The organism is Metapseudomonas otitidis, from assembly GCF_011397855.1.
Lineage (GTDB): Bacteria > Pseudomonadota > Gammaproteobacteria > Pseudomonadales > Pseudomonadaceae > Metapseudomonas > Metapseudomonas otitidis.
Genome location: NZ_AP022642.1, coordinates 5,156,285 through 5,182,067, shown reverse-complemented (window position 1 = coordinate 5,182,067; position 25,783 = coordinate 5,156,285). Strand labels below are relative to the sequence as shown.

At 62.2% G+C, this 25,783-nt stretch carries 28 protein-coding genes, 3 tRNA genes and 1 pseudogene; 22 read left to right on the top strand and 10 right to left on the bottom strand.

Annotation, left to right across the window (positions count from 1 at the left end; genetic code table 11):
• Positions 1–49: 49 nt before the first annotated feature.
• The 6 genes from PotMrB4_RS24025 to PotMrB4_RS24000 all read left to right on the top strand — a co-directional run bounded on the left by PotMrB4_RS24025 (position 50) and on the right by PotMrB4_RS24000 (position 6,306).
• The gene (locus tag PotMrB4_RS24025) at positions 50–1,600 is read left to right on the top strand and encodes a 2-isopropylmalate synthase (protein WP_074973530.1); all 1,551 of its coding nucleotides are present in this window, start codon (positions 50–52) and stop codon (positions 1,598–1,600) included.
• Positions 1,597–2,403: a hypothetical protein gene (locus tag PotMrB4_RS24020; protein WP_044407852.1), complete on the top strand. Its 807-nt coding sequence runs from the start codon at positions 1,597–1,599 to the stop codon at positions 2,401–2,403. Before PotMrB4_RS24025 ends, PotMrB4_RS24020 begins: the two co-directional genes overlap by 4 nt.
• On the top strand, positions 2,400–2,852 hold the full coding sequence (rimI, locus tag PotMrB4_RS24015) for a ribosomal protein S18-alanine N-acetyltransferase (RefSeq protein ID WP_044407854.1): 453 nt from the start codon (positions 2,400–2,402) through the stop codon (positions 2,850–2,852). Before PotMrB4_RS24020 ends, rimI begins: the two co-directional genes overlap by 4 nt.
• Before the next feature lie 114 nt (positions 2,853–2,966).
• Positions 2,967–3,611, top strand: coding sequence for a carbonate dehydratase (can, locus tag PotMrB4_RS24010; protein ID WP_044407857.1), 645 nt, complete (start codon positions 2,967–2,969; stop codon positions 3,609–3,611).
• 3 nt (positions 3,612–3,614) lie between these two features.
• On the top strand, positions 3,615–4,523 hold the full coding sequence (locus PotMrB4_RS24005) for a DMT family transporter (RefSeq protein ID WP_074973529.1): 909 nt from the start codon (positions 3,615–3,617) through the stop codon (positions 4,521–4,523).
• 394 nt (positions 4,524–4,917) lie between these two features.
• Positions 4,918–6,306 (top strand): amino acid permease, encoded by a 1,389-nt coding sequence (locus PotMrB4_RS24000; RefSeq protein ID WP_172434665.1) that lies wholly within the window; start codon positions 4,918–4,920, stop codon positions 6,304–6,306.
• Positions 6,307–7,183: 877 nt separating this feature from the next.
• On the opposite strand, the gene PotMrB4_RS23995 is transcribed toward PotMrB4_RS24000, so the two are convergent.
• The gene (locus PotMrB4_RS23995; RefSeq protein WP_074973524.1) at positions 7,184–8,962 is read right to left on the bottom strand and encodes an acyl-CoA dehydrogenase C-terminal domain-containing protein; all 1,779 of its coding nucleotides are present in this window, start codon (positions 8,960–8,962) and stop codon (positions 7,184–7,186) included.
• Positions 8,963–9,162: 200 nt separating this feature from the next.
• On the opposite strand from PotMrB4_RS23995, the gene PotMrB4_RS23990 reads away from it, so the two are divergent.
• Positions 9,163–9,630, top strand: coding sequence for a hypothetical protein (locus PotMrB4_RS23990; protein WP_172434664.1), 468 nt, complete (start codon positions 9,163–9,165; stop codon positions 9,628–9,630).
• A 74-nt stretch (positions 9,631–9,704) separates the two neighbouring features.
• Here the strand turns inward: PotMrB4_RS23990 and PotMrB4_RS28335 are convergent, their stop codons facing one another.
• Entirely contained in the window at positions 9,705–9,869 is a 165-nt protein-coding gene (locus tag PotMrB4_RS28335) for a hypothetical protein (protein WP_232060763.1), read from the bottom strand.
• Between the two features lie 218 nt (positions 9,870–10,087).
• On the opposite strand from PotMrB4_RS28335, the gene PotMrB4_RS23980 reads away from it, so the two are divergent.
• The 3 genes from PotMrB4_RS23980 (at position 10,088) to PotMrB4_RS23970 (ending at position 10,825) form a co-directional block, all read left to right on the top strand.
• On the top strand, positions 10,088–10,357 hold the full coding sequence (locus tag PotMrB4_RS23980; RefSeq protein ID WP_165676758.1) for a helix-turn-helix domain-containing protein: 270 nt from the start codon (positions 10,088–10,090) through the stop codon (positions 10,355–10,357).
• Positions 10,354–10,569 carry a hypothetical protein gene (locus PotMrB4_RS23975; protein WP_044403786.1) on the top strand — a complete coding sequence of 72 codons (216 nt, stop codon included), beginning with the start codon at positions 10,354–10,356 and terminating at the stop codon, positions 10,567–10,569. The genes PotMrB4_RS23980 and PotMrB4_RS23975 overlap by 4 nt, the downstream gene beginning before the upstream one ends.
• 73 nt (positions 10,570–10,642) lie before the next feature.
• Positions 10,643–10,825 (top strand): YhfG family protein, encoded by a 183-nt coding sequence (locus PotMrB4_RS23970; protein WP_172434662.1) that lies wholly within the window; start codon positions 10,643–10,645, stop codon positions 10,823–10,825.
• Positions 10,826–11,047: 222 nt separating this feature from the next.
• Here the strand turns inward: PotMrB4_RS23970 and PotMrB4_RS23965 are convergent, their stop codons facing one another.
• On the bottom strand, positions 11,048–11,413 hold the full coding sequence (locus PotMrB4_RS23965) for a hypothetical protein (protein ID WP_172434661.1): 366 nt from the start codon (positions 11,411–11,413) through the stop codon (positions 11,048–11,050).
• Positions 11,414–11,928: 515 nt separating this feature from the next.
• Between PotMrB4_RS23965 and PotMrB4_RS23960 the strand changes: the two genes are divergently transcribed.
• The 5 genes from PotMrB4_RS23960 to PotMrB4_RS23940 are packed head-to-tail and all read left to right on the top strand — an operon-like array spanning position 11,929 to position 16,335.
• Positions 11,929–12,468 carry an ATP-binding protein gene (locus tag PotMrB4_RS23960; protein ID WP_172434660.1) on the top strand — a complete coding sequence of 180 codons (540 nt, stop codon included), beginning with the start codon at positions 11,929–11,931 and terminating at the stop codon, positions 12,466–12,468.
• A 3-nt stretch (positions 12,469–12,471) separates the two neighbouring features.
• A complete protein-coding gene (locus PotMrB4_RS23955; protein ID WP_172434659.1) occupies positions 12,472–13,524 on the top strand; it encodes an N-acetyltransferase in 1,053 nt (350 codons plus the stop codon).
• The gene (locus tag PotMrB4_RS23950) at positions 13,502–13,915 is read left to right on the top strand and encodes an ASCH domain-containing protein (protein ID WP_172434658.1); all 414 of its coding nucleotides are present in this window, start codon (positions 13,502–13,504) and stop codon (positions 13,913–13,915) included. The genes PotMrB4_RS23955 and PotMrB4_RS23950 overlap by 23 nt, the downstream gene beginning before the upstream one ends.
• Positions 13,916–13,924: 9 nt before the next feature.
• On the top strand, positions 13,925–15,475 hold the full coding sequence (locus PotMrB4_RS23945) for an AAA family ATPase (RefSeq protein ID WP_172434657.1): 1,551 nt from the start codon (positions 13,925–13,927) through the stop codon (positions 15,473–15,475).
• Entirely contained in the window at positions 15,472–16,335 is an 864-nt protein-coding gene (locus PotMrB4_RS23940) for an HNH endonuclease (RefSeq protein WP_160483399.1), read from the top strand. The genes PotMrB4_RS23945 and PotMrB4_RS23940 overlap by 4 nt, the downstream gene beginning before the upstream one ends.
• A 271-nt stretch (positions 16,336–16,606) precedes the next feature.
• Here the strand turns inward: PotMrB4_RS23940 and PotMrB4_RS23935 are convergent.
• Positions 16,607–16,683 (bottom strand) — tRNA-Met (locus tag PotMrB4_RS23935).
• 219 nt (positions 16,684–16,902) lie between these two features.
• On the opposite strand from PotMrB4_RS23935, the gene PotMrB4_RS23930 reads away from it, so the two are divergent.
• The 7 genes and pseudogenes from PotMrB4_RS23930 to PotMrB4_RS23900 all read left to right on the top strand — a co-directional run bounded on the left by PotMrB4_RS23930 (position 16,903) and on the right by PotMrB4_RS23900 (position 22,012).
• Positions 16,903–17,571, top strand: a complete 669-nt coding sequence (locus tag PotMrB4_RS23930) for a metal ABC transporter ATP-binding protein (protein WP_172434656.1) — start codon at positions 16,903–16,905, stop codon at positions 17,569–17,571.
• Complete coding sequence (locus PotMrB4_RS23925; RefSeq protein WP_043245644.1) at positions 17,571–18,431, top strand: metal ABC transporter permease; 861 nt, start codon at positions 17,571–17,573, stop codon at positions 18,429–18,431. Before PotMrB4_RS23930 ends, PotMrB4_RS23925 begins: the two co-directional genes overlap by 1 nt.
• Positions 18,432–18,448: 17 nt before the next feature.
• The gene (locus tag PotMrB4_RS23920; protein ID WP_044404512.1) at positions 18,449–19,318 is read left to right on the top strand and encodes a metal ABC transporter solute-binding protein, Zn/Mn family; all 870 of its coding nucleotides are present in this window, start codon (positions 18,449–18,451) and stop codon (positions 19,316–19,318) included.
• A pseudogene (gene hisI / locus PotMrB4_RS23915) lies at positions 19,315–19,719 on the top strand (phosphoribosyl-AMP cyclohydrolase); the annotation flags it as partial. The gene PotMrB4_RS23920 and the pseudogene hisI, both read left to right, overlap by 4 nt.
• A 95-nt stretch (positions 19,720–19,814) precedes the next feature.
• A complete protein-coding gene (locus tag PotMrB4_RS23910) occupies positions 19,815–21,155 on the top strand; it encodes a dihydroorotase (RefSeq protein WP_172434654.1) in 1,341 nt (446 codons plus the stop codon).
• Between the two features lie 67 nt (positions 21,156–21,222).
• Positions 21,223–21,633 (top strand): MerR family transcriptional regulator, encoded by a 411-nt coding sequence (locus tag PotMrB4_RS23905; protein WP_172434653.1) that lies wholly within the window; start codon positions 21,223–21,225, stop codon positions 21,631–21,633.
• The gene (locus PotMrB4_RS23900) at positions 21,626–22,012 is read left to right on the top strand and encodes a carboxymuconolactone decarboxylase family protein (RefSeq protein ID WP_044404447.1); all 387 of its coding nucleotides are present in this window, start codon (positions 21,626–21,628) and stop codon (positions 22,010–22,012) included. The genes PotMrB4_RS23905 and PotMrB4_RS23900 overlap by 8 nt, the downstream gene beginning before the upstream one ends.
• Positions 22,013–22,070: 58 nt before the next feature.
• On the opposite strand, the gene ychF is transcribed toward PotMrB4_RS23900, so the two are convergent.
• From ychF to PotMrB4_RS23870, 6 genes are all read right to left on the bottom strand, one after another.
• Positions 22,071–23,171, bottom strand: a complete 1,101-nt coding sequence (gene ychF, locus PotMrB4_RS23895; RefSeq protein ID WP_044404449.1) for a redox-regulated ATPase YchF — start codon at positions 23,169–23,171, stop codon at positions 22,071–22,073.
• 41 nt (positions 23,172–23,212) lie between these two features.
• Positions 23,213–23,797 (bottom strand): aminoacyl-tRNA hydrolase, encoded by a 585-nt coding sequence (gene pth / locus PotMrB4_RS23890; RefSeq protein ID WP_044404452.1) that lies wholly within the window; start codon positions 23,795–23,797, stop codon positions 23,213–23,215.
• 32 nt (positions 23,798–23,829) lie between these two features.
• A complete protein-coding gene (locus PotMrB4_RS23885; protein WP_044404455.1) occupies positions 23,830–24,432 on the bottom strand; it encodes a 50S ribosomal protein L25/general stress protein Ctc in 603 nt (200 codons plus the stop codon).
• A gap of 108 nt (positions 24,433–24,540) precedes the next feature.
• Positions 24,541–25,482 carry a ribose-phosphate pyrophosphokinase gene (locus tag PotMrB4_RS23880; protein ID WP_044404458.1) on the bottom strand — a complete coding sequence of 314 codons (942 nt, stop codon included), beginning with the start codon at positions 25,480–25,482 and terminating at the stop codon, positions 24,541–24,543.
• A gap of 84 nt (positions 25,483–25,566) precedes the next feature.
• A tRNA-Gln gene (locus PotMrB4_RS23875) sits at positions 25,567–25,641 on the bottom strand.
• A 56-nt stretch (positions 25,642–25,697) separates the two neighbouring features.
• A tRNA-Gln gene (locus PotMrB4_RS23870) sits at positions 25,698–25,772 on the bottom strand.
• Positions 25,773–25,783: the final 11 nt, after the last annotated feature.

Here is a 25,783-nt window from a genome sequence, read left to right as displayed (position 1 = left end):
AGCCAGCGCTCGGCCGCACCCCCGGCGGGACAAGAGGAGAGTGACCACAATGAACAACAACGATCGCGTCATCATTTTCGACACCACCCTGCGTGACGGCGAGCAGAGCCCCGGCGCCTCCATGACCCGGGAAGAGAAACTGCGCATCGCCAAGGCCCTCGAGCGCCTGCGGGTGGACGTGATCGAAGCCGGCTTCGCCATCGCCAGCCCCGGCGACTTCGAGGCGGTCAAGGCCATCGCCGACAGCATCAAGGACAGCACCGTGTGCAGCCTGGCCCGCGCCGTCGAAGCCGACATCGAGCGCGCCGCCGAAGCCCTCAAGGGCGCCAACGCCGGGCGCATCCACACCTTCATCGCCACCAGCCCCATCCACATGCAGTACAAGCTGCGCATGCAGCCGGACCAGGTGGTGGAGCAGGCCGTGCGCGCCGTGCGCCATGCCCGCAACCTCTGCGCCGACGTGGAGTTCTCCTGCGAGGACGCCGGCCGCTCCGAGATCGACTTCCTCTGCCGCATCATCGAAGCCGCCATTGACGCCGGCGCCCGCACCATCAACATCCCCGACACCGTCGGCTACGCCATCCCGCACCAGTACGCCGAGACCATCCGCCAGTTGCTGGCGCGCATCCCCAACGCCGACAAGGCCGTGTTCTCCGTGCACTGCCACAACGACCTTGGCCTGGCTGTCGCCAACTCCCTGGCCGCCGTCGCCGCCGGAGCCCGCCAGGTGGAATGCACCATCAACGGCCTCGGCGAGCGTGCCGGCAACGCCGCGCTGGAAGAGATCGTCATGGCCATCAAGACCCGCGCCGACGTCCTCGGGGTGCACACCGGCATCGACACCCCGCACATCCTCAGCACCTCGCGCCTGGTCTCCAGCATCACCGGCTTCCCGGTGCAGCCGAACAAGGCCATCGTCGGCGCCAACGCCTTCGCCCACGAGTCCGGCATCCACCAGGACGGCGTGCTCAAGCACCGCGAAACCTACGAGATCATGTCCGCCCAGTCGGTGGGCTGGCACACCAACAAGCTCTCCCTCGGCAAGCTCTCCGGCCGCAACGCCTTCCGCACCCGCCTGGAAGAGCTGGGCATCCACCTGCCCGGCGAGACCGAGCTGAACGAGGCCTTCGCCCGCTTCAAGGCCCTGGCCGACAAGAAGCACGAGATCTTCGACGAAGACCTCCAGGCCCTGGTCTCCGACACCCTCGGCGAAGAAGCCCCCGAGCACTTCCGCCTGGCCTTCCTTGAAGTCACCTCGCGCACCGGGCAGATCCCCGAAGCCCGCGTGGTGCTCAGCATCGACGGCCAGGACCACGAAGCCCGCGCCCAGGGTTCCGGCCCGGTGGACGCCGCCTTCAAGGCCATCGAGAGCCTGGCCCGCTCCAGCGCCAGCCTGCAGCTGTACTCCGTCAACGCCATCACCCAGGGCACCGACTCCCAGGGCGAAGTGACCGTGCGCCTGGAAAAAGCCGGACGAATCGTCAACGGCAACGGCGCCGATACGGATATAGTGCTCGCCTCCGCCAAGGCCTATCTCAACGCGCTGAACCTCATGCAGGCCGGCGTACGCAAAGCCCATCCACAGGTAGCTGACGTTTGATCCCAGAGCTTCGCCGCCGCGCATACCTCGACGCCATGCAGGTCGCCACCTGGCTGCCGCGCACGGCGCTGCCCTTCGCCGCCCCCTCGCGCCCCGAACTGCTGGTGCTGCCCGAGCCCCTGCCCACGCCGGAACCGGTCCGCCCCGCGCGCCCGGAACCGGCGGCCGCAGCCGTCGTGGCCGAACGCACCGAAGCCCCGGCAGCGCCCCGGCCGAAGATCGAAGTACCGCGCCCGGGCAGCACGCCCCGCGTGGCCGTGCCCGAGCCGGCGGCGGAGCCCGAGGTGGATGCACCCCAGCCGGTGAAGGCCGCCCCGGTGGCCCCGCCGCGCTTCGCCCTCCAGCTGCTGCGGGCCGGTGCCTGCCTGCTGCTGGTGGAGCTGCCCACCGGGGAAGGCTTCCAGAGCCGCGACCCGGCCTACCTGCTGCTCAAGGACCTGCTGCGTGCCGCCGGCCTGCCGGACGCGCCGCAGCTCATCGGCGAGCCGATCCGCTGGCCGCTGCTGGCCCGCGGCAACATGGACCAGGGCCCCGACGCCGCCCGCGACTTCCTCCAGGGCTTCCTCGCTGCCCGCCTGGAAGAAGGCCCGGCCTGCGCCTGCCTCTGGCTGGTGGGGCTGCCCGCCGTGCGTTTTGCCGGCGAAGCCGACGCCGAGGCCTTTGGCCGCGAACTGCAGATCGAAGGGCTCTGTGCCGCCTGGGCCGTGCCCGGCCTGGAACTGCTGATGGACGAACCGCACCGCAAGGCGGACCTCTGGCGCGCCATGCGCCGGGTCATGCGCCGCTGGAACAACGCTGAATGACCGATGCCGTAACCTTCCGCCCCATGACCGAGGCGGACCTCGACGCCGTACTCAAGATCGAATACGCCGCCTTCAGCCACCCCTGGACGCGCGGCATCTTCGCCGACGGCATCAAGTCCTATGACTGCTGGCTGATGTTCGAAGGCTCCCAGCAGGTCGGCCACGGCGTGATCAACGTGATCATCGACGAAGCGCACCTGCTCAACATCACCGTCAAGCCGGAAAGCCAGGGGCGCGGCCTCGGCCTGCGCCTGCTGGAACACCTGATGGACCGCGCCCGCGCGCTCAACGCCCGCGAATGCTTCCTCGAAGTGCGTGCCAGCAACGAATCGGCCTACCGCCTCTACGAGCGCTACGGCTTCAACGAAGTCGGCCGCCGCCGTGGCTACTACCCCGCCGTTGGCGGCCGTGAAGACGCCCTCGTCATGGCCTGCACCCTGCTCGACTGACCGCGCGCCCACCCTTCCCAGCCGCCACGCCCCCGGGCCGGCCGACTCGGCATCCAGCCTTGTCAAAGCCGGCCCCCCTCCGTAAGGTGCGCCGGCCAACGGAGGAAAAGCACCATGAGCGACCTGCAGCAGCTGCTGGACAACAACGCCCGCTGGGCTGAACGCATCAAGGAAGACGACCCCCAGTTCTTCGAGAAACTGGCCAAGCAGCAAGCGCCCGAATACCTGTGGATCGGTTGCTCCGACGCCCGCGTACCGGCCAACGAGATCGTCGGCATGTTGCCCGGCGACCTGTTCGTCCACCGCAATGTCGCCAACGTCGTCCTGCACACCGACCTTAACTGCCTGTCGGTCGTCCAGTACGCCGTGGACGTGCTGCGGGTGAAGCACATCCTCGTCACCGGTCATTACGGCTGCGGCGGCGTGCGCGCCGCCATGCAGGATGCCCAGTTCGGCCTGATCGACGGCTGGCTGCGCAGCATCCGCGACCTCTATTACGAACACCGCGACCACATCGCCCAGTTCCCCACCGACGAAGCGCGGGTCGACCGCCTCTGCGAGCTGAACGTCATGCAGCAGGTGGCCAACGTCAGCCACACCACCATCGTCCAGAACGCCTGGCACCGCGGCCAGTCGCTGTCCGTGCACGGCTGCATCTACGGCATCAAGGACGGCCTCTGGAAAGACCTCAACGTCACCGTCAGCGGCATCGACCAGTTGCCGCCGCAGTACCGCCTGCGCCCCCAGGGCGTGCGCTGACCCATGAACCGCACACACGCCCCGGCGCTCGCCTGGGCCGGCCTGGTATTGGCCAGCGCCTGCTGGGCCGGTAACGCCCTGGTGGCCCGCGCCTTCCATGATGACATCCCGCCCTTTGCCCTGACCTTCTGGCGCTGGAGCGTCGCCCTGGTGCTGCTCCTGCCCTTCATCGCCAAGCCCCTGTGGCAGCACCGTGCCGCCCTGCGCCGCGCCGGCTGGCGCCTGCTGGTGGTGGCCGCGCTGGGCATCTGCACCTTCAGCGTGCTGATGTACTTCGCCGCGCGCACCACCGTGGCCATCAACCTCACCCTGCTCAACACCTGCCTGCCCCTGGCCACCTTCATCGGCGCCGGGGTGCTGCTGGGGGAATGGCCGGCCCGGCGCGCCTGGGGCGGCATGGCCGTCGCCATCCTCGGCCTGCTGGTGCTGATCGGCCAGGGCAGCCTGGCCACCCTGGCCGGCCTGCGCTTCAACCCCGGCGACCTGATCATGCTGCTCGGCGTGCTCGACTGGGCGCTCTACACCCTGCTGCAACGGCGCTGGGCCGCCTGGTTCCAGGGCATCCCCCCGCTGGTGTTCCTCGGCGCGCTGATCCTCTGCGGCGTGCCCATGCTGCTGCCGCTGTACCTGCTGGAGATCGCCAGCGGCCAGGGCTTCGCCCCCAGCCCGGCCAACCTCGCCGCCATCGGCTACACCGGCACCTTCGCCTCGCTGATCGCCTACCTGCTGTGGAACCGGGGCATCGCCGTGCTCGGCGTGGCCAAGGTGTCGCTGACCAACTACCTCATGCCGGTGTTCACCGCGCTGCTGGGCTACCTGGTGCTCGGCGAGTCCCTGCAGGGCTACCACTGGCTCGGCGGCGCGATGATCTTCGCCGGCCTCTTGCTGGGCACCCGGCCCAAGCTGCGCTGACCCGTGCACCGGCCTGCGACACCACAACGCAGGCCGGGCAGGGGCTTCCTGGCGAAACGGCCAGGAATCGCGGCTTCCCCGTCGATCCCGGGTCAGAACGGGCGTACCAGCCGCGCTATTCCTGTCAATTCGTCGTATCGAAGACATTTTCACTGCGCTGTATAGTCCGCGCAGCAGATTCAGCTGTTTTAACCCGGAAGCCGATTGGCAAGTTGCCCCCCGGCACACCCCCCTATACAACAGCCGGCCGTCCGAGCCTGGCCGACAGGCATGCCCTGTGGCCCCGGACGTCCTCTGCTCCCGCCCGCCCAAACCGGGCCCGCGGGAAACGAGAGCGCCCGCCGGGTTACCCCCTGGCGGGTGTCAGCCCTTTTACAAAAATAAGAGGTTCTTCATGTCCAGCAGCGATCAACTGCACCGCGGTTTGGGTGAACGACACATACGGCTCATGGCGCTCGGCGCCTGCATCGGTGTCGGTCTGTTCCTGGGATCGGCCAAGGCCATCCAGATGGCCGGCCCCGCCATCATGCTCTCCTACATCATCGGCGGCCTCGCCATCCTGGTGATCATGCGCGCCCTCGGCGAGATGGCCGTGCACAACCCCGTGGCCGGCTCCTTCAGCCGCTACGCCCAGGATTACCTCGGCCCGCTGGCCGGCTTTCTCACCGGTTGGAACTACTGGTTCCTCTGGCTGGTGACCTGCGTCGCGGAGATCACCGCCGTCGCCATCTACATGCAGATCTGGTTCCCCGACGTGGACCGCTGGATCTGGGCCCTCCTGGCCCTGGCGAGCATGGGCACCGTCAACCTCATCACCGTGCGCGCCTTCGGCGAGTTCGAGTTCTGGTTCGCCCTCATCAAGATCGTCACCATCATCGCCCTCGTGGTGGCCGGCGCCGGCATGATCCTCTTCGGGATCGGCAACGGCGGCATCGCCACCGGCATCAGCAACCTCTGGACCCACGGCGGCTTCATGCCCAACGGCGTGCAGGGCGTGCTCATGTCCCTGCAGATGGTCATGTTCGCCTACCTTGGCGTGGAGATGATCGGCCTCACCGCCGGTGAAGCGCGCAACCCGCAGAAAACCATCCCCGACGCCATCAACTCCGTGTTCTGGCGCATCCTGCTGTTCTACGTCGGCGCGCTGTTCGTGATCATGTCCATCTACCCGTGGAACGAGATCGGCACCCAGGGCAGCCCCTTCGTCATGACCTTCGAGCGCCTGGGCATCAAGACCGCCGCCGGCATCATCAACTTCGTGGTCATCACCGCCGCCCTCAGCTCCTGCAACGGCGGCATCTTCAGCACCGGCCGCATGCTCTACAGCCTCGCCCAGCACGGCCAGGCCCCGCGCGCCTTCGGCCGCACCTCCGGCAATGGCGTCCCGCGCAACGCCCTGCTGCTGTCCATCTTCGCCCTGCTGCTGGGCGTGCTGCTGAACTACCTGGTGCCGGAGAAGGTGTTCGTCTGGGTCACCTCCATCGCCACCTTCGGCGCCATCTGGACCTGGGCCATGATCCTGCTCGCCCAGATGAAGTTCCGCCGCAGCCTCAGCCCCGCCGAACAGGGCAAGCTGCAGTTCAAGATGTGGCTGTTCCCCATCAGCTCCTACCTCGCCCTGGCCTTCCTGGTACTGGTGGTGGCGCTCATGGCCTTCTTCGAAGACACCCGCATCGCCCTCTACATCGGCCCGGCCTTCCTCGTACTGCTGACTGTGCTGTTCAAGGTGTTCAAGCTCGGCAACCAACCCGACGCCCACCTGACCAGCAACACCGCCTCCTGACGGCACCCCCACAAACACCCCGCCCCGGCGGGGTGTTTTTGTTTGCCCACACGTCACCCAACGCGCACCCCGTAGGATGCGGTGAGCTCAGCGAACCGCATCAATTCCCTCCCGATCCCAGGGCACATGCCCTGCAGGGTGGGCCGGGCGGCGTTCCGCTTCAGCCCACCAGCGGCAGACAGCGTGGGCTGAAGCCCACCCTACGGCTCCGTGCCGTACCCCGTGGGAGCGAATTCATTCGCGATGCTTTTCCTGCCCACCATGGGCATCCGGCATGGCTCCGCCGGTGGATCGATGAAGCGCGATCCACCCTACGGGGTGTGCCTTCACCCATGGGCGCGGCCCGATCACTCCCCGACCAATCGCAAATAATTTCGCCCCCACAAACCGGCACATCGCCTCTCGGGGCGTAGGGTGGATGGCGCTCTTTCCATCCACCAATGGCGTTCGACACGGCCCCATGACGCACCCCATGGGAGCGAACTCATTCGCGATGCTTTTCCTGCCCACCATGGGCATCCGGTATGACTCCGTCGGTGGATCGATGAAGCGCGATCCACCACGGTGTGTGCCTGTACGAATGGCAGTGGGCCGGCACGTTGTCACTCGTAGCCCGGGCTTCAGCCCGGGAACGGCGCTGACCATTCCCGCCCCATCGCGACCGAACTCGCCCCCACAAACCGGCACGTCACCTGCTCGTAGGATGCGGTGAGCTCGGCGAACCGCATCGGTCCCGGTCGGTGTCGGCCGGTGGGCTGAAACCCGCCCTACGACGGTCCCAGCCGGCCCACGGGCCGACCAAATTCCGGGCAAAAAAAAACCGGCAATCAAAAAAGGGAGGGATTGCCGGCGTGCGCATACGGAGGGGGAGGGTTGGCTATGCGGCGAACTCGTCCTCGTTGAACGCCATCAGGGATGCTTTGCCTGCCATCACCTCGGCCAGCAGGCCGTCGGTCTCGGTCAGGGTTCGGGTCATGTAGAAGTCGGCGGACTTCAGCTTGGCGCCGTAGAAGGTCTTCTCCTCACTGCCGGCGTCCAGCTTGGCCTGGGCCACCTGAGCCATGCGGGCCCACAGCCAGGCCAGCGCGGTCAGCGCGAACAGCCGCAGGTAGGGCGTGGCTGCAGCGCCGGCCTGTTCCGGGTCCTTCATGCCTTCGGTGGCCAGCCACATCGTCGCCTGCTGCAACTGGCGCAGCGCCTTGTCCACCTTGGCCACGTGGGCCGCCTCGGGGTTGGCCTTGAGCCACTCACCCACCAACTGGAAGAAGCCACGCACCGCACGGCCGCCGCCCAGGGCCAGCTTGCGGCCCACCAGGTCCAGCGCCTGGATGCCATTGGTGCCCTCGTAGATACGGGTGATGCGGCAGTCCCGCACCAGCTGCTCGATACCCCAGTCCTCGGTGAAGCCCGAGCCGCCCATCACCTGCAGGCCCTCGTTGGCGCAGGCGAAACCCTCGTCGGTGAGGAAGGCCTTCACCACCGGCGTCAGCAGCTGCACCAGATCGTCCGCCTGCTGGCGCACCTCGGCGTCCGGGTGGTCGTGGGCGATGTCCTGATGCAGGCCGGTGAAGTAGGCCAGCGCGCGGCTGCCCTCGATCATCACCTTCTGGCGCAGCAGCATGCGCCGCACATCCGGGTGCACCAGGATCGGGTCGGCCGGCTTGTCCTGCGCCTTCGGCCCGCTCAGGGAGCGGCTCTGCAGGCGCTCGCGGGCGAAGCCCAGGCTGATCTGGTAAGCGTTCTCGGCAATGCCCAGGCCTTGCATGCCGACCATCAGGCGTGCCGAGTTCATCATCGTGAACATGCAGCGCAGGCCCTTGTGGGGCTCGCCGATCAGCCAGCCCTTGGCCCCCTCGAAATTCATCACACAGGTGGCTGAACCCTTGATGCCCATCTTGTGCTCCAGCCCCCCGCAGAACGCCGGGTTGCGGCTGCCATCGGCGAGGAACTTGGGCACCAGGAACAGCGAAATCCCCTTCACCCCGGCCGGCGCGTCGGGCAGGCGGGCCAGCACCAGGTGGACGATGTTCTCCACCAGATCGTGCTCGCCGCCGGTGATCCAGATCTTCGTGCCGCTCAGCGCGTAGCTGCCGTCCGCCTGGGGTTCGGCGCGGGTGCGGATCAGCCCCAGGTCCGTGCCGCACTGCGGCTCGGTCAGGCACATGGTGCCGGTCCACTCACCGCTTATCAGCTTCGGCAGGTAGGCCTCCTGCTGCTCGCGGGTGCCGTGGGCGGAGAGCGCATTGATGGCGCCGTGGGTCAGGCCCGGGTACATGCCCAGCGACAGGTTCGCCGAGCACACCATCTCCTCCACCATCATGTTCAGCACGTGGGGCAGGCCCTGGCCGCCGAACTCGGTGGGGCAGGCCAGCGCCGTCCAGCCGCCTTCGGCGAACTGGCGGTAGCCCTCGCGGAACCCGGCGGGCGTCTTCACCGCGCGGGTCGCCGGGTCGTAATGACAGCCTTCCTTGTCGCCCGAACTGTTCAGCGGGGCCAGCACGCCCTCAGCCAGGCGCGCCGCCTCTTCGAGGATCGCGCTGCCCAGGTCCGCGCCGAATTCCCCTTGGGACGGCAGCGCCTGCAGGTGCGAATAGGCGTCGAGTACTTCATCGAACACAAAGCGCATGTCGCGGAGCGGCGCGCGGTAGGCCGGCATGGTCGAGTCCTCTAAAGCTGTACATTCAGTAAATTTGTATAGCTTTTCTACTGCTGCGTATAAGTTTGCGCAAGAGGCTTGTACAATTTTTTCCCACCGGGGGGATGACCGGCCAGTTCCGCTTTCAGCGCCCCGGCAAGCCGCCATGGCCCGCCAGGCCTCGCGCCCTGTAGGCTTCGCCCACCCGCAAGGAGGCCTCGATGAAACGCGCATCAGGGATCACCTCACTCACCCTGGCACTCGCCGCCAGTGCCGCAGCCGCCGGCTACCTCTACCTCACCCAGGTGCCCCGCCTGGCCTACCCCCTCCAGCGCCTCGACGGCTGGGCCCTGAGCGATGGCGGCTCGTACGGGCTGGAGGTGGTGGATGCCGAGGGCCGTATCGTCCTGCTGGGCATCCAGGCCACCGCCCTCGATGGGCCGGTGGAGCGCTACCCCGCCTTCATCGGGCGGCCGTTGTTCGGCCTGCCCCTCACCGTCACCGCCGGCCTGGGCAGCACCCTCGAACGGCAGATCGAAGCACTCGCCCACGAAATCGCCCGCAGCGGGCTGGATGAAGCGCGCTGGCACCAGGCCGGGGCCACCTTCAGCCGGCGCGAACAGCCCTACGCCGTCGCGTGGTCCCTGCATGAGCAGTTGGCCGCGCGCAGCGGGGGAGGGCAGGAATGAAGCCGGGGGATCAGGAGAGGGAAGGGCCCGGCGCGCATAGCGTGGGCACCGGGCGGGGAAGGTGAAAGGCGGCGCTAGGCCTGGGAGGGCGGAGTGATCAAGCCGTCGTGTTCGGGGCTGCTCTGCCCCATTTCTGGCGCAATTTCCCCGGTGATTAGCCACCAGCGGTAGGCCGGGAAGAGCTTGCAGAGCTCTTCTACCTCAACCGTGCTGACCCGAATGTCCTTGTTGTACAGCACGGTTCGCCACCGGTTTGAGCCGATGGGCGTCTCACGGACCAGGCGATCCATGCCAATGATTGAAGCTAGTGTCCTGACGCGCTCGGCAATATTACTCATTTGTTACAAATAAATAGATCAAATAATTTGAAAAGCGCGAATTCTCGCCCTATGGTTATTTCAAATAGTTTGAAATGAACTATTTGATAGAAAATCTTGAGGAGTATAGGGCAAGAACTATGGAACAGTCTGGAATAGTGGGGCTTTCCTATGAAGGGAACCCCATGCGTATCACCACCTTCCGCGATGCACCGTTCTGCACGCAGCTCGTCCTGGCTGAAATGTTGGGTCTCGGAGAGATCACCGAGGACGTGGTGCGCGGCTGGGTTGAGAGCAACACCATCCCCACCGTGAAGATCGGCCGGCGCCGCGTCATCAACCTGCACCGCATCCGCCTCGACCTGGAGAGCGGCAAAACAGTGTTCAGCGCGGGGGACTACGCCCAATGAAAGCCATCAACGTTCAACTGCGCCTGCTCCTCAAGGCCATTCGCTATTCCGACTCGGAACGCGCGCTCGCCTACTACATCCGCATGGGCGGCTACCTCGACGCCCTGCAGGACACAAACACCTTCGACACCACCGAAATAAAGCGCCTCGACCGCCTCGCCTTCAACGCCTACAACCAGCGCACCAACCGCCATAACCGGGAGCTCATATGAACAAGGCAGTTCACCCCCAGCAGGCGCGCCCCGCATTGCGCCTGCTTTAGGTACTCAGCGAGAGACGTACGCCATGTCCACTTCGTCCCTAGCGGTCAAAAAGGCCTACTTCGCCAAAGTTCGCCAATCCAACTACATCGCCAGCCTTCGTCTGGAGGGACTTGATGTAACCCAGGCTGAAATCAAGCGCCTCGACCGCCTCGCTTTCAACGCCTACAACCAGCGCACCAACCGCCATAACCGGGAGCTCATATGAACAAGGCTGTTCACCCCCAGCAGGCGCGCCCCGCACTGCGCCTGCTCTGCATCCTCACCCCCACGCCCTACGGCCAATGGCGCCCCGTCCCAGCCGCCACCCGCCGCCCCCGCGCACCCCGCGCCGATATCCGGGGGCGCTGGGGCTATGTGCTGCCGGAGGAGCTGTATATGCGGGAGGTGTGGATAAGGGCGTGGGCCACCCAGCCCGAGGCAGACCGGGCTACAGGCTCACTGTGCACGGCTTCCCGTGGTTCCAGATCACCTTGTTCCCTTCCTTGGCTACAAAGGTGAACACTCGCTCGGAGGCACCTTCATAAGCGCTTTCGAGCGGAATCACGACCTTGTCTTTCGAGATTCTGGGCTTTACGAACTGCCTTGCTACCGGGTCACCCCCCACGTATCTGGTCCAAAGCATCTCCTCTTCGCCGTAGAGATGTAAGGAGTCGAAAGAGCCATCAGCCTCTACGCATTTGAAGGGGACGGAATCACCTTTCTGGTACGCACTGTCCACGTACGACTTCATGTCGAAGTCCTCGGCATGAGCGGTCGTTGCCAAGAGTGCGAGTGCCAGCATCACTTTTTTCATACTGCTTCCTTTGCAATTTTTTCTTTGCCCTTCTGAGGCGCTTGGCCATTAGCCTCGGGCGCCCATCATGTGTGCCTGCCAGCCAGACGCCAGGGCGAATTTATCGAGTTGTGGTTCGTATTGCGATGGCTTTTGGAGGCTCCTTCTGAGCGGAGACGAACCAAAGCTTTGAGTTGGCAAACGAAGACAGTTGAGGAGGGGGCGCGGCCAAGGTGCTTGTTGGCAATAAAAGTGAAGCCCCCGCTTGCAAGCTGCTTACAAATAAAAGCGCCTATCGACTGTAAGACCGTGTTTTGTATGACGGTTGTGCAGTCGCTTGAGCCTAGTGTCCAGCAATGCGAATTATCTGATATTGACCTATCTCCAGCTCGGTGACTCATGGATTGGGAGAGGCGACCGCTACAGCACCCGGAACAGGTTTGCACAGAGAAAGCTGGTGATGTGTTGCCTAGATCTTTACGTCGCTGCTACTGGCCAATTAGCATCGAAAACCTTACGGAGTACAGGGATGTGCCATGACGGTTTTCGTAGCGGGTGTTCACGGGGTTGGAAAAACCCACCTTTGCCAGCAGTACGCTAGCGCCTTTCCGGTCCTCCACGAGAGTGCTAGTAGTTTGATTCAGCGGGAGCGCACTCAGACGGCTTGGAGCCTCGATAAGCGAGTCGTTGATGTCAACGATAATCAGAACGCACTGTTCCGAGCCGTTAGACGTATAGCCTTAGAGGGCGACTCACTTCTTTTGGACGGGCACTTCGTTCTCATAAGCGAAAGTGCGGAGTTTATAAAACTTGATGTGCAGGTTTTTGAAAGCCTAGGCCTTCGAGGCGTCGTGCTATTAGAGGCAAGTCCGGAAGTCATTGTTAGTCGACTTGAAAAGCGTGATTATTCAAAAAGCGCAGTAAATATAGAGGGCTTTATAAAGGCAGAGAGAAATAATGCTGAGAATATATGTGGCGCCCTCGGCTTGAATCTTGAAATTTTATATGAGCCGGACTTTGAGGAGTTTTCTCGGGCTGTGCTTTCTATGTTTAATTCTGTCAATAGGGAGTGGTAGTTTGTGGAGCTGGAGCTGAAAAAATTTAGTGACATAAATCTGAGTGATCCATTTTTTGATTCTCTGAAGCGTTCATATGAAGAGTTTACGGATTGGTTTAGGCGTAAGGCTAATGAAAAAGCCTATGTCTTTTTTCGAGGCAACGGAGCCTTGGATGGTTTCCTGTATCTAAAAATTGAGAATGGTGCTGTAGATGATGTATCGCCTCCACTGCCCGCCGCGAAGCGGTTGAAAGTTGGGACGATGAAGATCAATGCTCATGGTACAAAAATGGGTGAAAGGTTCATCAAAAAGATAATCGATCATGCCATTTCAGCTGATGTTGATGAGGTGTATGTAACAGTTTTTAAGGAGCACGAAGGGCTAATTCAATTACTTAAGAAATACGGTTTTATGCAGCAAGGTACTAAAACGACGTGTAATGGCGTCGAGTTGGTATTGGTGAAAAGTGTTGTCTCAAACTATGTGTCTCAATTTCAAAGTTATCCGCTAGTCAGTTTAAGAGGGGTCCGATGCTATGTTGTTGCCATTGATCCCAAGTGGCACACTCGTCTATTGCCCGACTCTATGTTGAGTAATGAAAGTCCTGATATTGTTGAAGATATATCTTCGGCAAATAGTATTCACAAGATATACATGGCCGGTATGCGAGGCATGGAAAGTCTTCGCGCTGGAGATGTTATCGTTATTTATCGTAAAGGTGATGGGCAGGGACCGGCCCACTATAGATCCGTTGCTACTTCTATTGGAGTGGTTGAAGAGTATCGCCATATATCTAAATTTTCTTGCAAAGAAGAATTTTTTAGATATTGTGGGCCGCATAGTGTTTTTACGCCTTCAGAGCTAGAGCGGTTGTGGGTTAAAGGGAACTATCCTCACATTTTTAAGTTTTCTTATAACTTGGCTTTTAAGAAAAAAGTAACGCGACAGGTCCTTATTGAGGAACTTGGTTTTCCGGACGGATCGCAGTATTGGGGGTTTTTTGAGATTCCCTCATCTCACGTAAAAGCTGTAGCCAGAAGAGGGATGGTTCATGAAGGTCTTATTGTCGATTAAGCCAGAGTATGCTGAAAAGATACTTCAAGGCGTTAAGAGGTATGAGTTCAGAAAAAATATATTTAAGAATAAAGATGTTAGGACTGTTGTTATTTATGCCACGATGCCTGTGGGAAAAGTTGTGGGTGAATTTGATTTTGATGTAGTGCTTTCTGGTCCCCCGAATGCTATATGGTCTGCGACTCATGAGTTCTCTGGGATATCTAGAAAATTCTTTAATTCATATTTTAAGGGGCGGGAAACTGCTCATGCAATAAAGGTAAGTGTTGTTCGCCGGTATTGCACACCTTTGGCACTGACTCATTTCGTCCCGAGTGGGAACGCGCCACAATCCTATCGCTATATTAGTGAGGAGCAGGGAAGGTTGGATTTAGAATGTTTGGATTCTTGAGGGAAATGAATGAATATTATTTTTCATAAGCAGTCAGGTGGTGTTACCGGTCCCAAAAAGACAGCTGCCTACTTGAGAGTTAATAACTGGGATGATTATGGTTTTAAAACATTATTCTTCCTGACTGTCTATGACGAGCTAGGGGTTGAACATGAGATTGGAAACGTAAAAATTGGGTATGTAAACCAGCAGCATGGGTGGACCGAGGAGTCTTTGTCTCCGAGTTTTGAGTTTTTGCCTGAAGGTTATTTTTCTTTAGGGCAAGATGTTGGTTACTACGCGAGTTTGCAGAAAAATTTGACGGCAGAGCTATTTGAAAAAATTCTTGCCAGTCTGTGTGATGTTGCGTACGACCAGAAAATATTATCTATAGCAAAAGAGGAAAAAGTCTTTAAAGATTCATTGACGCGTGGCGTCAGTGTGGCTGCTATCAGTAATCAGTATCGAAGAGTTATAGCCGGCGGGGCTGTATTAACCCCATTTGATTTTAGCTATAAGCGAGCCGCTACAAGCACAATAGGCGGTGCGGATTTAAGCTTCAAGGTAATTCCTGGCTCGAAGCCTCCTACAAATATGCATGTGCTAATCGGGCGTAATGGCGTCGGGAAAACGACCCTTTTAAATGGGATGATTCGGTCGATAGTTCAAGGGGTAGGTGCGGAGAGTGGGGGGGGAGTATTTATTGATAACGATCCTTGGGATGGTGGAGGGCCCATTACTTCGGATTATTTTAGTAGTGTTGTTTCTGTTTCATTTAGCGCGTTTGACCCATTTATCCCCCCCAGGGATCGCATAAATAAGGCTGAAGGTACTTGTTATTACTATGTAGGTCTTAAAGATTCTCTATCTATAAAGGCAGACGGCTCATACAGTCTTAAGACAATGGTGGAGCTTTCTCGGGAGTTTGTAAAAAGTTTAGAAAATTGTTTTAGTTTGGAGAGAAAGCGTTCGCAGTGGGTGACAGCCATTAAAAGGCTAGAGTCAGACCTGAATTTCCAGAGTATGGACCTCCCTGCTTTGGCTGCCGGAACAGATTCCTCTGCTTTCGATAGAGCAGAATATCTGTTTGCTAAAATGAGTTCTGGGCATGCAATAGTTTTGTTAACTGTTACGCGCTTGGTTGAAACTGTCGAAGAAAAAACTTTAGTTCTGCTTGATGAGCCGGAAAGTCATCTTCATCCGCCATTATTGTCCGCGTTTACTCGCGCGATTTCTGATTTGCTTACTGATAGAAATGGTGTGGCAATCATTGCTACGCATTCTCCTGTTGTTTTGCAAGAGGTTCCCAGTTCCTGTGTGTGGAAAGTTAGGCGTTCAAATTTATTAACTTATGCTGAGAGGCCTGAGTCAGAGACCTTTGCAGAAAATGTTGGTTTTTTAACGCGAGAAGTTTTTGGTTTAGAGGTTTCTAAGTCGGGCTTCTATGACCTGCTTGAGCAATCTATTCGCGAGGGGAAAAGTTATCAAGAGGTCTTTTCAGAGTACGAAGGGCAGCTTGGATTCGAAGGGCAAGCCTTGCTGAGAGCTCTTAAGAAGGCACAAGGGGATGATGGTTTGTGAGAGCGCTTCCTAAACCGTTAGAGAATTTTAGCGATGTTTTTGATTTATGTGTCGCAGGTGTCGGGGATGCGACACTCCAACAGCGATACAATGAAATTCTTGCTGATCTTACACTAGACGCGAATGCCTATGACGCACATGGGGTACACGCCAGCTGGTGGACAATTCCACAAAATAATCAACGGAAAAATGATGTCGTAGTTGGTAGAGTTCAGAAAGGCGAGTTGAAAGCACTCTACTCAAATTATCTGGCGGCGCAAGGTAAGCCAGCTAGAGGTATATATGACAAGCTGATGGGAGCTGCTCCAGGCGAAAAGTGCCCCTACTGTGGCATTGGTCGTGTTGCCACATTAGATCATTATCTTCCAAAATCTAAATTCCCTCGCTTATCTATTCTTGTCACAAATTTAGTGCCATCGTGCAGGGACTGTAATTTGGGAGGGAAGGGGGTCGCTGTAGCTACTTCTGAGGGTGACCAACCTATTCATCCGTATTTTGATGCTGATACTTTTAATTCAGTGCAGTGGTTGTTCTGTGAGATACATGAAACACGGCCAGCAACAGTTTCATTTTATGCTGGAGCGCCTAAGTCGTGGTCCAGTTCTGCTATAGCAAGAGTTAACTCACATTTGAGAGCATTTGATCTGAATGCCCGATTCTCAGTTGAGGCGGCAGAGGAGCTCTCGAATATTCGTCAGACTTTCATTTGTTATTTTAATAATGCTTCCGCTAATGAGCGAAGCCAGCAATTGAAGAGAATGGAGTTGATAGAGAGCCGGCTCCACATGAACTCATGGAAGAGAGCGTTGTATCAAGCGCTAGCGAATAGTGGATGGTTCTGCGATGAGGGTTTTTTATAGCTTGCTTAAACTAAATTTCCGCCGAAGAGAATTGCTTTTGGAGGGCAATTAGAACTCTCCATTCATAATGTTAGAGCGCTGTGGTTAGGTGCTGGCGGAGGAGTCATGGAGGCCTCTCAAGCGTTGAGGCGAAGGGGGCGTTTGGCCCCGAAGCATATCCGCAACCAAACTGGCCAAGCGATTAGGGGAGTGATCGAGGCAGGGGAGGCGTCAAGAAATTAACACCCCAGAAAGCACAAAGGGTTAGCCGAAGCTAACCCTTTGTTTTGTATGGTGGCTACGCAGGGACTTGAACCCCGGACCCCAGCATTATGAATGCTATGCTCTAACCAGCTGAGCTACGTAGCCAACGTGGCGCGCATTATTCTCTCGCTTCCTGCCTCTGTCAACCCCACTTTTCAGAATTTTTCGAAGGGCGATCAACCGCTTAGCGGTGGGTGCCGGTTGGCGTTCGGGTTGGAAAAGGGGAGGGGGCGTGCGCGGGGAAATGGGTTGTGAAGCGTGATTTGTTACTTTATAACATTTGCGTTTTCCTACAGCCCTTTCTCCCACGCCCTGGACCTGACGATGCTTCAGTTCGATGCCTTGCAATGGGGGCCGCCTGCGCGGCCGTTGGCGCCTCCGCTTTCCCTGGCGTTGCCGGCCGGCAGCCTTACGGCGGTGGTGGGGCGCAACGGGTGCGGCAAGAGCAGCCTGCTGCGGGTGATCGCCGGTTTGCAGCGCCCTTTGGCGGGGCGGGTGAGCGTCGGGGCGGCGGGTTTGGGAGCAGTGGGCTTTTTGCAGCAGCAACAGGCGCTGGACCGGCAGTTCCCCCTCAGCCTGGGGGAGCTGGCGATGGCGGGGCTGTGGCGCAGCCGCTTGAGCCGGGTGGAGCGGCGCAGGCGCTGCGAGGCGGCCCTGGCGGATTGGCAGCTGGAGGCGCTGGCCGACCAGCCGTTGCTGGCGCTTTCCGGTGGGGAATTGCAGCGAGCCCTGCTGGCGCGGCTGGAGCTGATGGATGCGCCGCTGCTGTTGCTGGACGAACCCGACGCGGCGCTGGACGTGGAGGGCCAGGCGATTCTCTGGCAGCGCATCGCCCGCTGGCAGCGGGAGGGGCGCACGCAGCTGGTGGTCTGCCATGACCTGGAGGCGGTGCGTGAGCGCCTGCCACGCTGCCTGCTGATCCGCGCCGACGGCTGCCGTCATGGCGCCAGCCGGGTGCTGCTGCCGGCGCCCACCCGCCAGCAGGTGGCCTGATGCTCGCGGCGCTCTGGCAACCCTTTGCGGAGTTCGCCTTCTTGCAGCGGGCGCTGCTGGGCGGGGTGGCGCTGGCGTGCAGCGCGGGGCCGCTCGGGGTGTTTTTGATGTTGCGGCGCATGAGCCTGATCGGCGATGCCATTTCCCATGGGGTGTTGCCCGGTGCGGCGCTGGCGTTCTGGTTCTTCGGCCTGAGCCTGCCGGCGCTGACCTTTGGCGGCCTGGTGGCGGGGCTGGGCATGGCCGGGCTGGCCGCGTGGATCACCCGCCGCACCGGCCTGCGGGAGGATGCGAGCCTGGCGGCCATCTACCCCATTTCCCTGGCGGGCGGCGTGCTGTTGCTGGGGCTGGCCGGGCGCCGGATCGACCTGCTGCACCTGCTGTTCGGCTCGGCCCTGGCGGTGGACGGCGAGACGCTGCGCAGCATGCTGACGGTGGCCGGCACCAGCCTGGCGCTGTTGGCGCTGATCTACCGCCCGCTTCTGTGGGACAGCTTCGACCCGGTGTTCCTGCGCGGGGTGAGCCGCTTCGGGGCGCCGGCCTATGCGCTGTTCCTGGCGCTGGTGGTGCTCAACCTGGTGACCGGCTTCCACGCCATCGGTGCGCTGATGGTGGTGGGGCTGATGATGCTGCCGGCCGCTGCGGCGCGCTTCTGGAGCCGGCGCCTGCCGGTGCTGCTGCTGACGGCGGCGGGCATCGGCGCGAGCTGCGTGTGGCTGGGGCTGTTGCTGTCGTTCCACGCCAACCTGCCCAGCGGCCCCTGCATCGTGTTGCTGGCGGGGCTGGCCTACCTGATTTCGGTGTTCGTCGGGCCGGTCCACGGCTTGCTGCGACGCGCGCCCCTTCCCGTGCCCTGTTGAGGAGCCCCCGCATGTTCATGCGCCTGTGCGTTGTGCTGTTGCTGTGCCTGCCCGTTTCACTGTCCGCTGCGGAGAAGGCGAGGGTGGTGACCACCTTCAGCATCCTGGCGGACATCACCCGCGAGATCGGCGGGGACGATATCCAGCTCACCAACCTGGTGGGGGCGGATGCCGATGCCCACGTCTTCGAGCCCGCTCCGGCCCAGGTGCGCGCGGTGCTGGAGGCGGACCTGGTGATCGCCAACGGGCTGGGCTTCGAGCCCTGGCTGGAGCGCCTGCTGGCCAACGGCGAGGCGCGCGGCACGCGTATCGACGCGAGCAAGGGCGTGGTGCCGATGACGGTGCTGGAGGACGACCAGCGCCTGGTGGACCCCCACGCCTGGCAGAGCCTGGGCAATGCGGAGATCTACGCGCGCAACATCACCCAGGCGCTGGTGCAGCTGGTGCCGGCCCGCGCGGCGGCCTTCGAGGCGCGGCGGGACTCCTGGCTGGGCCGCCTGGGGGCGTTGCGCCAGAGCATCGCCCCGCGCCTGATGGCGCTGCCGCCGGAGCGGCGTCGGGTGCTGACCAGCCACGATGCCTTCGGTTACTTCGCCCAGGAGTGGCGCCTGCAGTTCCTCGCGGCCCAGGGCGTGAGCGATGCGGCCGAGCCTTCCGCTGCCGAGGTGGCGGGGTTGATCCGCCAGCTGCGGGCGGAGGGCGTGCGGGCCATCTTCGTGGAGAACATCCGCGATGCGCGGCTGGTGAAGCAGATCGCCGAGGAGGCCGGCGCGCGGGTGGGCGGTACGTTGTATTCCGATGCGCTGGCGGCCGAGGGCCCGGCCAGCACGTACCTCGGCATGTACCGGCAGAACGTCGAGCGGCTGCTGCAGGCGCTGGCGCCATGAGCTTCTGGCTGCAACTGGAGCGGAGCCCGGCCGGCACCGGGCGGGATCTGGAGGCGGTGATGGCGGCCATTCCCTGGAGTGCCGATGGGCTGATCCCCGCCGTGGCGCAGCAGTACGACAGCGGCGAGGTGCTGATGCTGGCGTGGATGAACCCCGAGTCCCTGCGGGCCACGCTGGAGGAGGGGCGGGCGTGCTACTGGTCGCGCTCGCGCCGCTGCCTGTGGCGCAAGGGCGACACTTCCGGGCATGTGCAGCACCTGGTGAGCGCCCACCTGGATTGCGACGGCGATGCGCTGCTGCTGCAGGTGGACCAGGCCGGCCCGGCCTGCCACACCGGGCGCCGTTCGTGCTTCTACAACCAGCTTTCCGGCGCGGGGCTGCGGGTGACGTGCACGTCGCCCGAGCCTGGCGCGCCGGCCCACCCGCCAGAACAGGTGGCCCTTGTCCCCATCGACCTGGGGCCCGGTTACCAGGCCCTGCAGAATGAGTTCCAGCCATGCACAACCTGCTGATCCGCAACGCCCGTCTGGTCAATGAGGGCTGCGAGTGGGAGGCCGACCTGCTGGTGCACAACGGCCGTATCGAACGCATCGACCGCAGCATCAGCGCCCGGCCGGACGTGCGGGTGATCGACGCCAACGGCCAGTACCTGCTGCCGGGGATGATCGATGACCAGGTGCACTTCCGTGACCCGGGCGCGCCCCACAAGGGCACCTTCCTCAGCGAGTCCCGTGCGGCGCTGGCCGGGGGCGTGACCAGCGTGATGGACATGCCCAACACCCAGCCGCCGACCCTGGACCTGGAGGCGCTGGCGGCGAAGGAGCGCCGCGCGGCGGCCTGTTCCTCGGTGAACTACGGCTTTCACTTCGGTGTGAGCCGGGACAACCTCGACACCGTGGCCCGGCTCGACCCGGAGCGGGTGGCGGGGGTGAAGGTGTTCATGGGCGCCTCCACCGGCAACCTGCTGGTGGACGATGAAGCCTCCCTGGAGCGGCTGTTCCGCGATTGCCCGACGCTGCTGCTGGCCCACTGCGAAGACACGCCGCGCATCCGCGAGCGCGAGGCGCAATGGGCTGCGGGCTACGGCGACGCCATCCCGGCCGACGCGCACCCGCTGATCCGCGATGCGGAGGCCTGCTACCGCTCCTCCAGCCGGGCGGTGGCGCTGGCCCGTCGCTTCGACACCGACCTGCATGTGCTGCACATAACCACGGCGCGGGAGCTGGAGCTGTTCATCCCCGGGCCGCTGCCGGGCAAACGCATCACCGCCGAGGTGTGCGTGCACCACCTGCTGTTCGATGACCGCGACTACCCGCGCCTGGGCCACCTGATCAAGTGCAATCCGGCGATCAAGGCGCCCTCCGACCGCGATGCCCTGCGCCGGGCCTTGCTGGACGGGCGGCTGGACGTGATCGGCAGCGACCACGCGCCCCACACCCGGGAGGAGAAGGCCCGGCCCTACGCCCAGGCGCCCGCCGGGTTGCCGCTGGTGCAGCACAGCCTGCCGGCGCTGCTGGAGCTGGTGGCCGACGGGCTGCTGCCGCTGACGCTGCTGGTGCACAAGACCAGCCACGCGGTGGCGGAGCGCTTCGCCATCGAGCGGCGCGGCTACCTGCGCGAGGGCTACTGGGCGGACCTGGTGCTGGTGGAGCGCCTGGCCGAGCCCCGGCCGGTGGAGGCGGACCCGATCCACGCGCAATGCGGCTGGACGCCGTTCCAGGGCCGCACCTTCCGCCACGCGGTGCGTACCACGCTGGTGTCGGGCCAACTGGGTTGGCACCAGGGGCGTTTCGGGGAGGATTGCCAGGGGTTGCCCCTGCGTTTTCGCCGGCGCTGAGGGCGGGCTTGACGTGGCGCCGGCAAAGGGTTGACTTAGAGCGCGCTCGAACTTCTAGGATCGCCCCATGGAACCTCATCTCAGCATCGACGAAGTCGCCCGGCGCACCGGGCTCACGGCTCACACGCTGCGTTATTACGAGCGCATCGGGCTCATCGCCCCGGTGGGCCGGGCGCCGGGTGGGCAGCGGCGCTACGCGGCTTCGGAAATGGCTTGGATCGAGTTCCTGCTGCGCTTGCGCACGACCCGCATGCCCATCGGCAAGATGCAGGCGTTCGCAGCGCTGAGGAGCGCTGGGGACCCGACGGTGCCGGCGCGTCGCCAGATGCTGGAGGGCCACCTTGCGGAGGTCCTGGCCGAGATCGAGGCGATGCGCCAGGCCGCCGATGCGCTGCACGCGAAGATCGAGCATTACCGCGCGTGCGAGCAGGCCCTGGCGCTGGAGCCATCAACCGAGAAGGGCAACGCAGATGAATGACGAGAGCCGCTACCAGCGTGGGCTGGCGAAACTGAAGGAGATCGACGGCGAGGCCGGTGAGCGGGTGGTGGAGAGCCTGGCGGGCATCGCCCCGGACTTTGCGCGCTACCTGGTGGAGTTCCCCTTCGGCGACATCTATTCCCGCCCGGGGCTGGACCTGAAGAGCCGGGAGATCGCCGTGGTGGCGGCACTGACCGCCCTGGGCAACGCCGCCCCGCAACTGAAGGTCCACGTGCACGGTGCGCTGAACGTCGGCGCCAGCCGCACGGAGATCGTCGAGACGATCATGCAGATGGCCGTCTACGCCGGCTTCCCGGCCGCGCTGAACGGCCTGGCGGTGGCGCGGGAGGTGTTCGAGCAGCGGGGTGAGGCGGCCTGAAGCACGAAGCCCCCGGCGGCGTGAATCCGCAGGGGGCTTCGGGTAAAGCGGGGAGGGCTTAGACGTTGAAGCGGAAGTGCATCACGTCGCCGTCCTTGACGATGTATTCCTTGCCTTCCAGGCGCCATTTGCCGGCTTCCTTGGCGCCGGCTTCGCCCTTGTACTGGATGAAGTCGTCATAGGCGACCACTTCGGCGCGGATGAAGCCTTTCTCGAAGTCGGTGTGGATGACGGCTGCCGCCTGCGGGGCGGTGGCGCCGATGCGCACGGTCCAGGCGCGGACTTCCTTCACGCCAGCGGTGAAGTAGGTCTGCAGGTTGAGCAGGTTGTAGCCGGCGCGGATCACGCGGTTCAGGCCCGGCTCTTCCATGCCCATGGACTCGAGGAACATGAGTTTCTCTTCGTCGTCGTCCAGCTCGGCGATCTCGGCTTCGATCTTGTTGCACACCGGTACGACCACGGCGCCTTCTTCGGCGGCGATGGCCTTGACCACGTCCAGGTGCGGGTTGTTCTCGAAGCCGTCCTCGGCGACGTTGGCGATGTACATCACCGGCTTGCTGGTGAGCAGGTGGAAGCCGCGGATCACGCGCTTCTGCTCGTCGTCCATGTTCTTCATCAGGCTGCGCGCGGGCTTGCCTTCGGTGAAGTGGGCGATCAGTTGTTCCAGCAGGGCCTTCTGGGCGATGGCGTCCTTGTCGCCGCCCTTGGCGTTGCGGACCACTTTCTGCAGTTGCTTCTCGCAGCTGTCGAGGTCGGCAAAGATCAGTTCGAGGTCGATGATCTCGATGTCGCGCTTGGGGTCGACGCTGTTGGAGACGTGGATGACGTTGTCGTCTTCGAAGCAGCGCACGACGTGGGCGATGGCGTCGGTCTCGCGGATGTTGGCGAGGAACTTGTTGCCCAGGCCTTCACCCTTGGAGGCTCCGGCGACCAGGCCGGCGATGTCGACGAACTCCATGGTGGTGGGCAGGACCCGCTCCGGCTTGACGATCTCGGCCAGGGCTTCCAGGCGTGCGTCGGGCATGGGAACGATGCCGCTGTTCGGCTCGATGGTGCAGAAGGGGAAGTTTTCCGCCGCGATGCCGGATTTGGTCAGGGCGTTGAACAGGGTGGACTTGCCGACGTTGGGCAGGCCGACGATGCCGCAATTGAATCCCATGCTATGTCCCTCGCGCCAATGGGGCGATTAAGAGGTGTGGATCAGGCCTTCTGGCTGTGCAGTTTCTGCATCGCGCGGGTGAAGTCCCCCGCGAGGATGTCGGGCAGCACGCCGAGGGCGAAGTCGATGCTGGTGTCGAGCAGTTCCTGCTCGCTGCGCGGTGCGCGGCCGAGGACGTAGCCGGATACCAGGCTGGCGTGCCCGGGATGGCCGATGCCGAGGCGCAGGCGATGGAAGCCGTTCTGGTTGCCGAGCTGGGCGATGATGTCGCGCAACCCGTTGTGCCCGCCATGGCCACCGCCCTGCTTGAGCTTGGCGACGCCGGGGGGCATGTCGAGTTCGTCGTGGGCCACCAGGATCGCGTCGACCGGGATGCGGAAGAAACCGGCGAGCGCCGCCACGGACTGGCCGCTGCGGTTCATGTAGGTGGTGGGGATGAGCAGACGAACGTCGCGGCCCTGGTGGCTGAATTTGCCAACGAGGCCGAAATACTTCTTGTCGAGAGACAGGTTGACGCGCTGGCTGTCTGCCACGCGCTCAACGAAAAGGGCCCCTGCGTTATGCCGGGTCTGGTCGTATTCGGGGCCTGGATTTCCCAGGCCGACGATCAGTTGTACGGCGGTCACGACAGGGGCCCTTCCTTTTCAGGCTGCGCGAATTACTCGGCGGAGCCTTCTTCCTTCGCTACGCGAGCAGCGTGGATGTTGGCAACTGCCAGGTCGTTGCCGTGGGCCAGGGCCACCAGCTCGACGCCTTTCGGCAGCTTGAGGTCAGACAGGTGAACGGTCTGACCCACTTCGACCTTGGCCAGGTCGACTTCGATGAATTCCGGCAGGTCTTTCGGCAGGCAGGAAACTTCGACTTCGGAGATGGTGTGGGAGATCTCGCCACCACCAGTCTTCACGCCAACAGCAGTGGCTTCGTTCAGGAAGTGCAGCGGTACGTGAGCGGTCAGCTTCTGGCCGGCAACGACGCGCTGGAAGTCAGCGTGTACGACGAAGCCTTTGGACGGGTGACGCTGCAGGGCCTTGATCAGAACGGTCTCGGTGGCACCGGCGACGTTCAGGGCGATCACGTGGCTGAAGGCAGCCTCGTTTTCCAGCAGCTTGGCCAGTTCTTTGGCCAGCAGACCGATGGATTGCGGAGCCTTGTCGCCACCGTAGACAACGGCGGGAACTTGGGCTTCGTTACGACGCAGGCGGCGGCTCGCACCTTTCCCCAGGTCGGAACGTACGGAAGCGTTCAGGGCGAATTCAGTCATTGCAGTTCTCCAAAATAGCCAAACCGCCCCGAGTGCTTGCGACCAGCATCTTGGGCGGTTAGGCAAAAAAGCCCCGCCGGAGCGGGGCGTTTTCGTCAGGCGCGTTCCTTAGCGGAACATCGCGCTGATCGATTCCTCATTGCTGATGCGGCGGACCGCTTCAGCCACGACCGGCGCGATATCCAGTTGACGGATACGGGAGCAGGCCTGTGCCGCGGCAGACAGCGGGATGGTGTTGGTCACCACCAGCTCGTCCAGCACGGAGTTTTCAATGTTCTCGATGGCACGACCGGACAGCACCGGGTGGGTGCAGTAGGCGTAGACCTTGGCAGCGCCGTGGTCCTTCAGGGCCTTGGCGGCGTGGCCGAGGGTGCCGGCGGTGTCGACCATGTCGTCGACCAGGACGCAGGTCCGGCCGTCCACATCACCGATGATGTGCATGACTTCGGACTGGTTGGCCTTGGGACGGCGCTTGTCGATGATCGCCAGATCGACACCCAGGGACTTGGCGACGGCACGGGCACGTACCACGCCACCGATGTCCGGGGAGACGATCATGAGGTTGTCGAAACGCTGGTCTTCGATGTCATCCACCAGGACGGGGGAGCCGTAGATGTTGTCCACGGGGATATCGAAGAAACCCTGGATCTGGTCGGCATGCAGGTCGACGGTCAGCACGCGGTCGATACCGACCACGGTGAGCATGTCGGCCACGACCTTGGCGCTGATCGCCACGCGAGCGGAACGCGGGCGGCGGTCCTGGCGGGCATAGCCGAAGTAGGGGATCACAGCGGTGATACGGGACGCCGAGGAGCGGCGGAAGGCGTCAGCCATCACCACCAGCTCCATCAGGTTGTCGTTGGTGGGCGCGCACGTGGGCTGGATCAGGAAGACGTCCTTACCGCGGACATTTTCGTTGATTTCCGCGCTGATTTCGCCGTCGGAGAACTTGCCTACAGAGGCATCACCGAGGGGGATATGCAGTTGACGTACGACGCGACGCGCCAGATCGGGGTTGGCGTTCCCCGTGAAGACCATCATCTTGGACACGCGCAGTACCTGCCGGCTGAGGGTGGACCTGATGAATTAAAAAGCTGTTCAAACGCCGAGGCTTTTGAACAGCTTCTTCGTGTATGGCAGGGGCGGCTGGATTCGAACCAACGCATGGCAGGATCAAAACCTGCTGCCTTACCGCTTGGCGACGCCCCTATATCGTTTAACTACCGTTGCAAGACCTGTTCTACCGAGGACCCTGGGAAGGGTTATGGCAGGGGCGGCTGGATTCGAACCAACGCATGGCAGGATCAAAACCTGCTGCCTTACCGCTTGGCGACGCCCCTGTATCGGTATA

Coding starts and splice junctions, on each gene's coding strand:
- PotMrB4_RS24025 (WP_074973530.1), top strand. CDS start 50: ATGAACAACAACGATCGCGTCATCATTTTCGACACCACCCTGCGTGAC.
- rimI (WP_044407854.1), top strand. CDS start 2,400: ATGACCGATGCCGTAACCTTCCGCCCCATGACCGAGGCGGACCTCGAC.
- can (WP_044407857.1), top strand. CDS start 2,967: ATGAGCGACCTGCAGCAGCTGCTGGACAACAACGCCCGCTGGGCTGAA.
- PotMrB4_RS24005 (WP_074973529.1), top strand. CDS start 3,615: ATGAACCGCACACACGCCCCGGCGCTCGCCTGGGCCGGCCTGGTATTG.
- PotMrB4_RS24000 (WP_172434665.1), top strand. CDS start 4,918: ATGTCCAGCAGCGATCAACTGCACCGCGGTTTGGGTGAACGACACATA.
- PotMrB4_RS23995 (WP_074973524.1), bottom strand. CDS start 8,962: ATGCCGGCCTACCGCGCGCCGCTCCGCGACATGCGCTTTGTGTTCGAT.
- PotMrB4_RS23990 (WP_172434664.1), top strand. CDS start 9,163: ATGAAACGCGCATCAGGGATCACCTCACTCACCCTGGCACTCGCCGCC.
- PotMrB4_RS23980 (WP_165676758.1), top strand. CDS start 10,088: ATGGAACAGTCTGGAATAGTGGGGCTTTCCTATGAAGGGAACCCCATG.
- PotMrB4_RS23975 (WP_044403786.1), top strand. CDS start 10,354: ATGAAAGCCATCAACGTTCAACTGCGCCTGCTCCTCAAGGCCATTCGC.
- PotMrB4_RS23970 (WP_172434662.1), top strand. CDS start 10,643: ATGTCCACTTCGTCCCTAGCGGTCAAAAAGGCCTACTTCGCCAAAGTT.
- PotMrB4_RS23965 (WP_172434661.1), bottom strand. CDS start 11,413: ATGAAAAAAGTGATGCTGGCACTCGCACTCTTGGCAACGACCGCTCAT.
- PotMrB4_RS23960 (WP_172434660.1), top strand. CDS start 11,929: ATGACGGTTTTCGTAGCGGGTGTTCACGGGGTTGGAAAAACCCACCTT.
- PotMrB4_RS23950 (WP_172434658.1), top strand. CDS start 13,502: ATGAAGGTCTTATTGTCGATTAAGCCAGAGTATGCTGAAAAGATACTT.
- PotMrB4_RS23945 (WP_172434657.1), top strand. CDS start 13,925: ATGAATATTATTTTTCATAAGCAGTCAGGTGGTGTTACCGGTCCCAAA.
- PotMrB4_RS23930 (WP_172434656.1), top strand. CDS start 16,903: ATGCTTCAGTTCGATGCCTTGCAATGGGGGCCGCCTGCGCGGCCGTTG.
- PotMrB4_RS23925 (WP_043245644.1), top strand. CDS start 17,571: ATGCTCGCGGCGCTCTGGCAACCCTTTGCGGAGTTCGCCTTCTTGCAG.
- PotMrB4_RS23920 (WP_044404512.1), top strand. CDS start 18,449: ATGCGCCTGTGCGTTGTGCTGTTGCTGTGCCTGCCCGTTTCACTGTCC.
- PotMrB4_RS23910 (WP_172434654.1), top strand. CDS start 19,815: ATGCACAACCTGCTGATCCGCAACGCCCGTCTGGTCAATGAGGGCTGC.
- PotMrB4_RS23905 (WP_172434653.1), top strand. CDS start 21,223: ATGGAACCTCATCTCAGCATCGACGAAGTCGCCCGGCGCACCGGGCTC.
- PotMrB4_RS23900 (WP_044404447.1), top strand. CDS start 21,626: ATGAATGACGAGAGCCGCTACCAGCGTGGGCTGGCGAAACTGAAGGAG.
- ychF (WP_044404449.1), bottom strand. CDS start 23,171: ATGGGATTCAATTGCGGCATCGTCGGCCTGCCCAACGTCGGCAAGTCC.
- PotMrB4_RS23885 (WP_044404455.1), bottom strand. CDS start 24,432: ATGACTGAATTCGCCCTGAACGCTTCCGTACGTTCCGACCTGGGGAAA.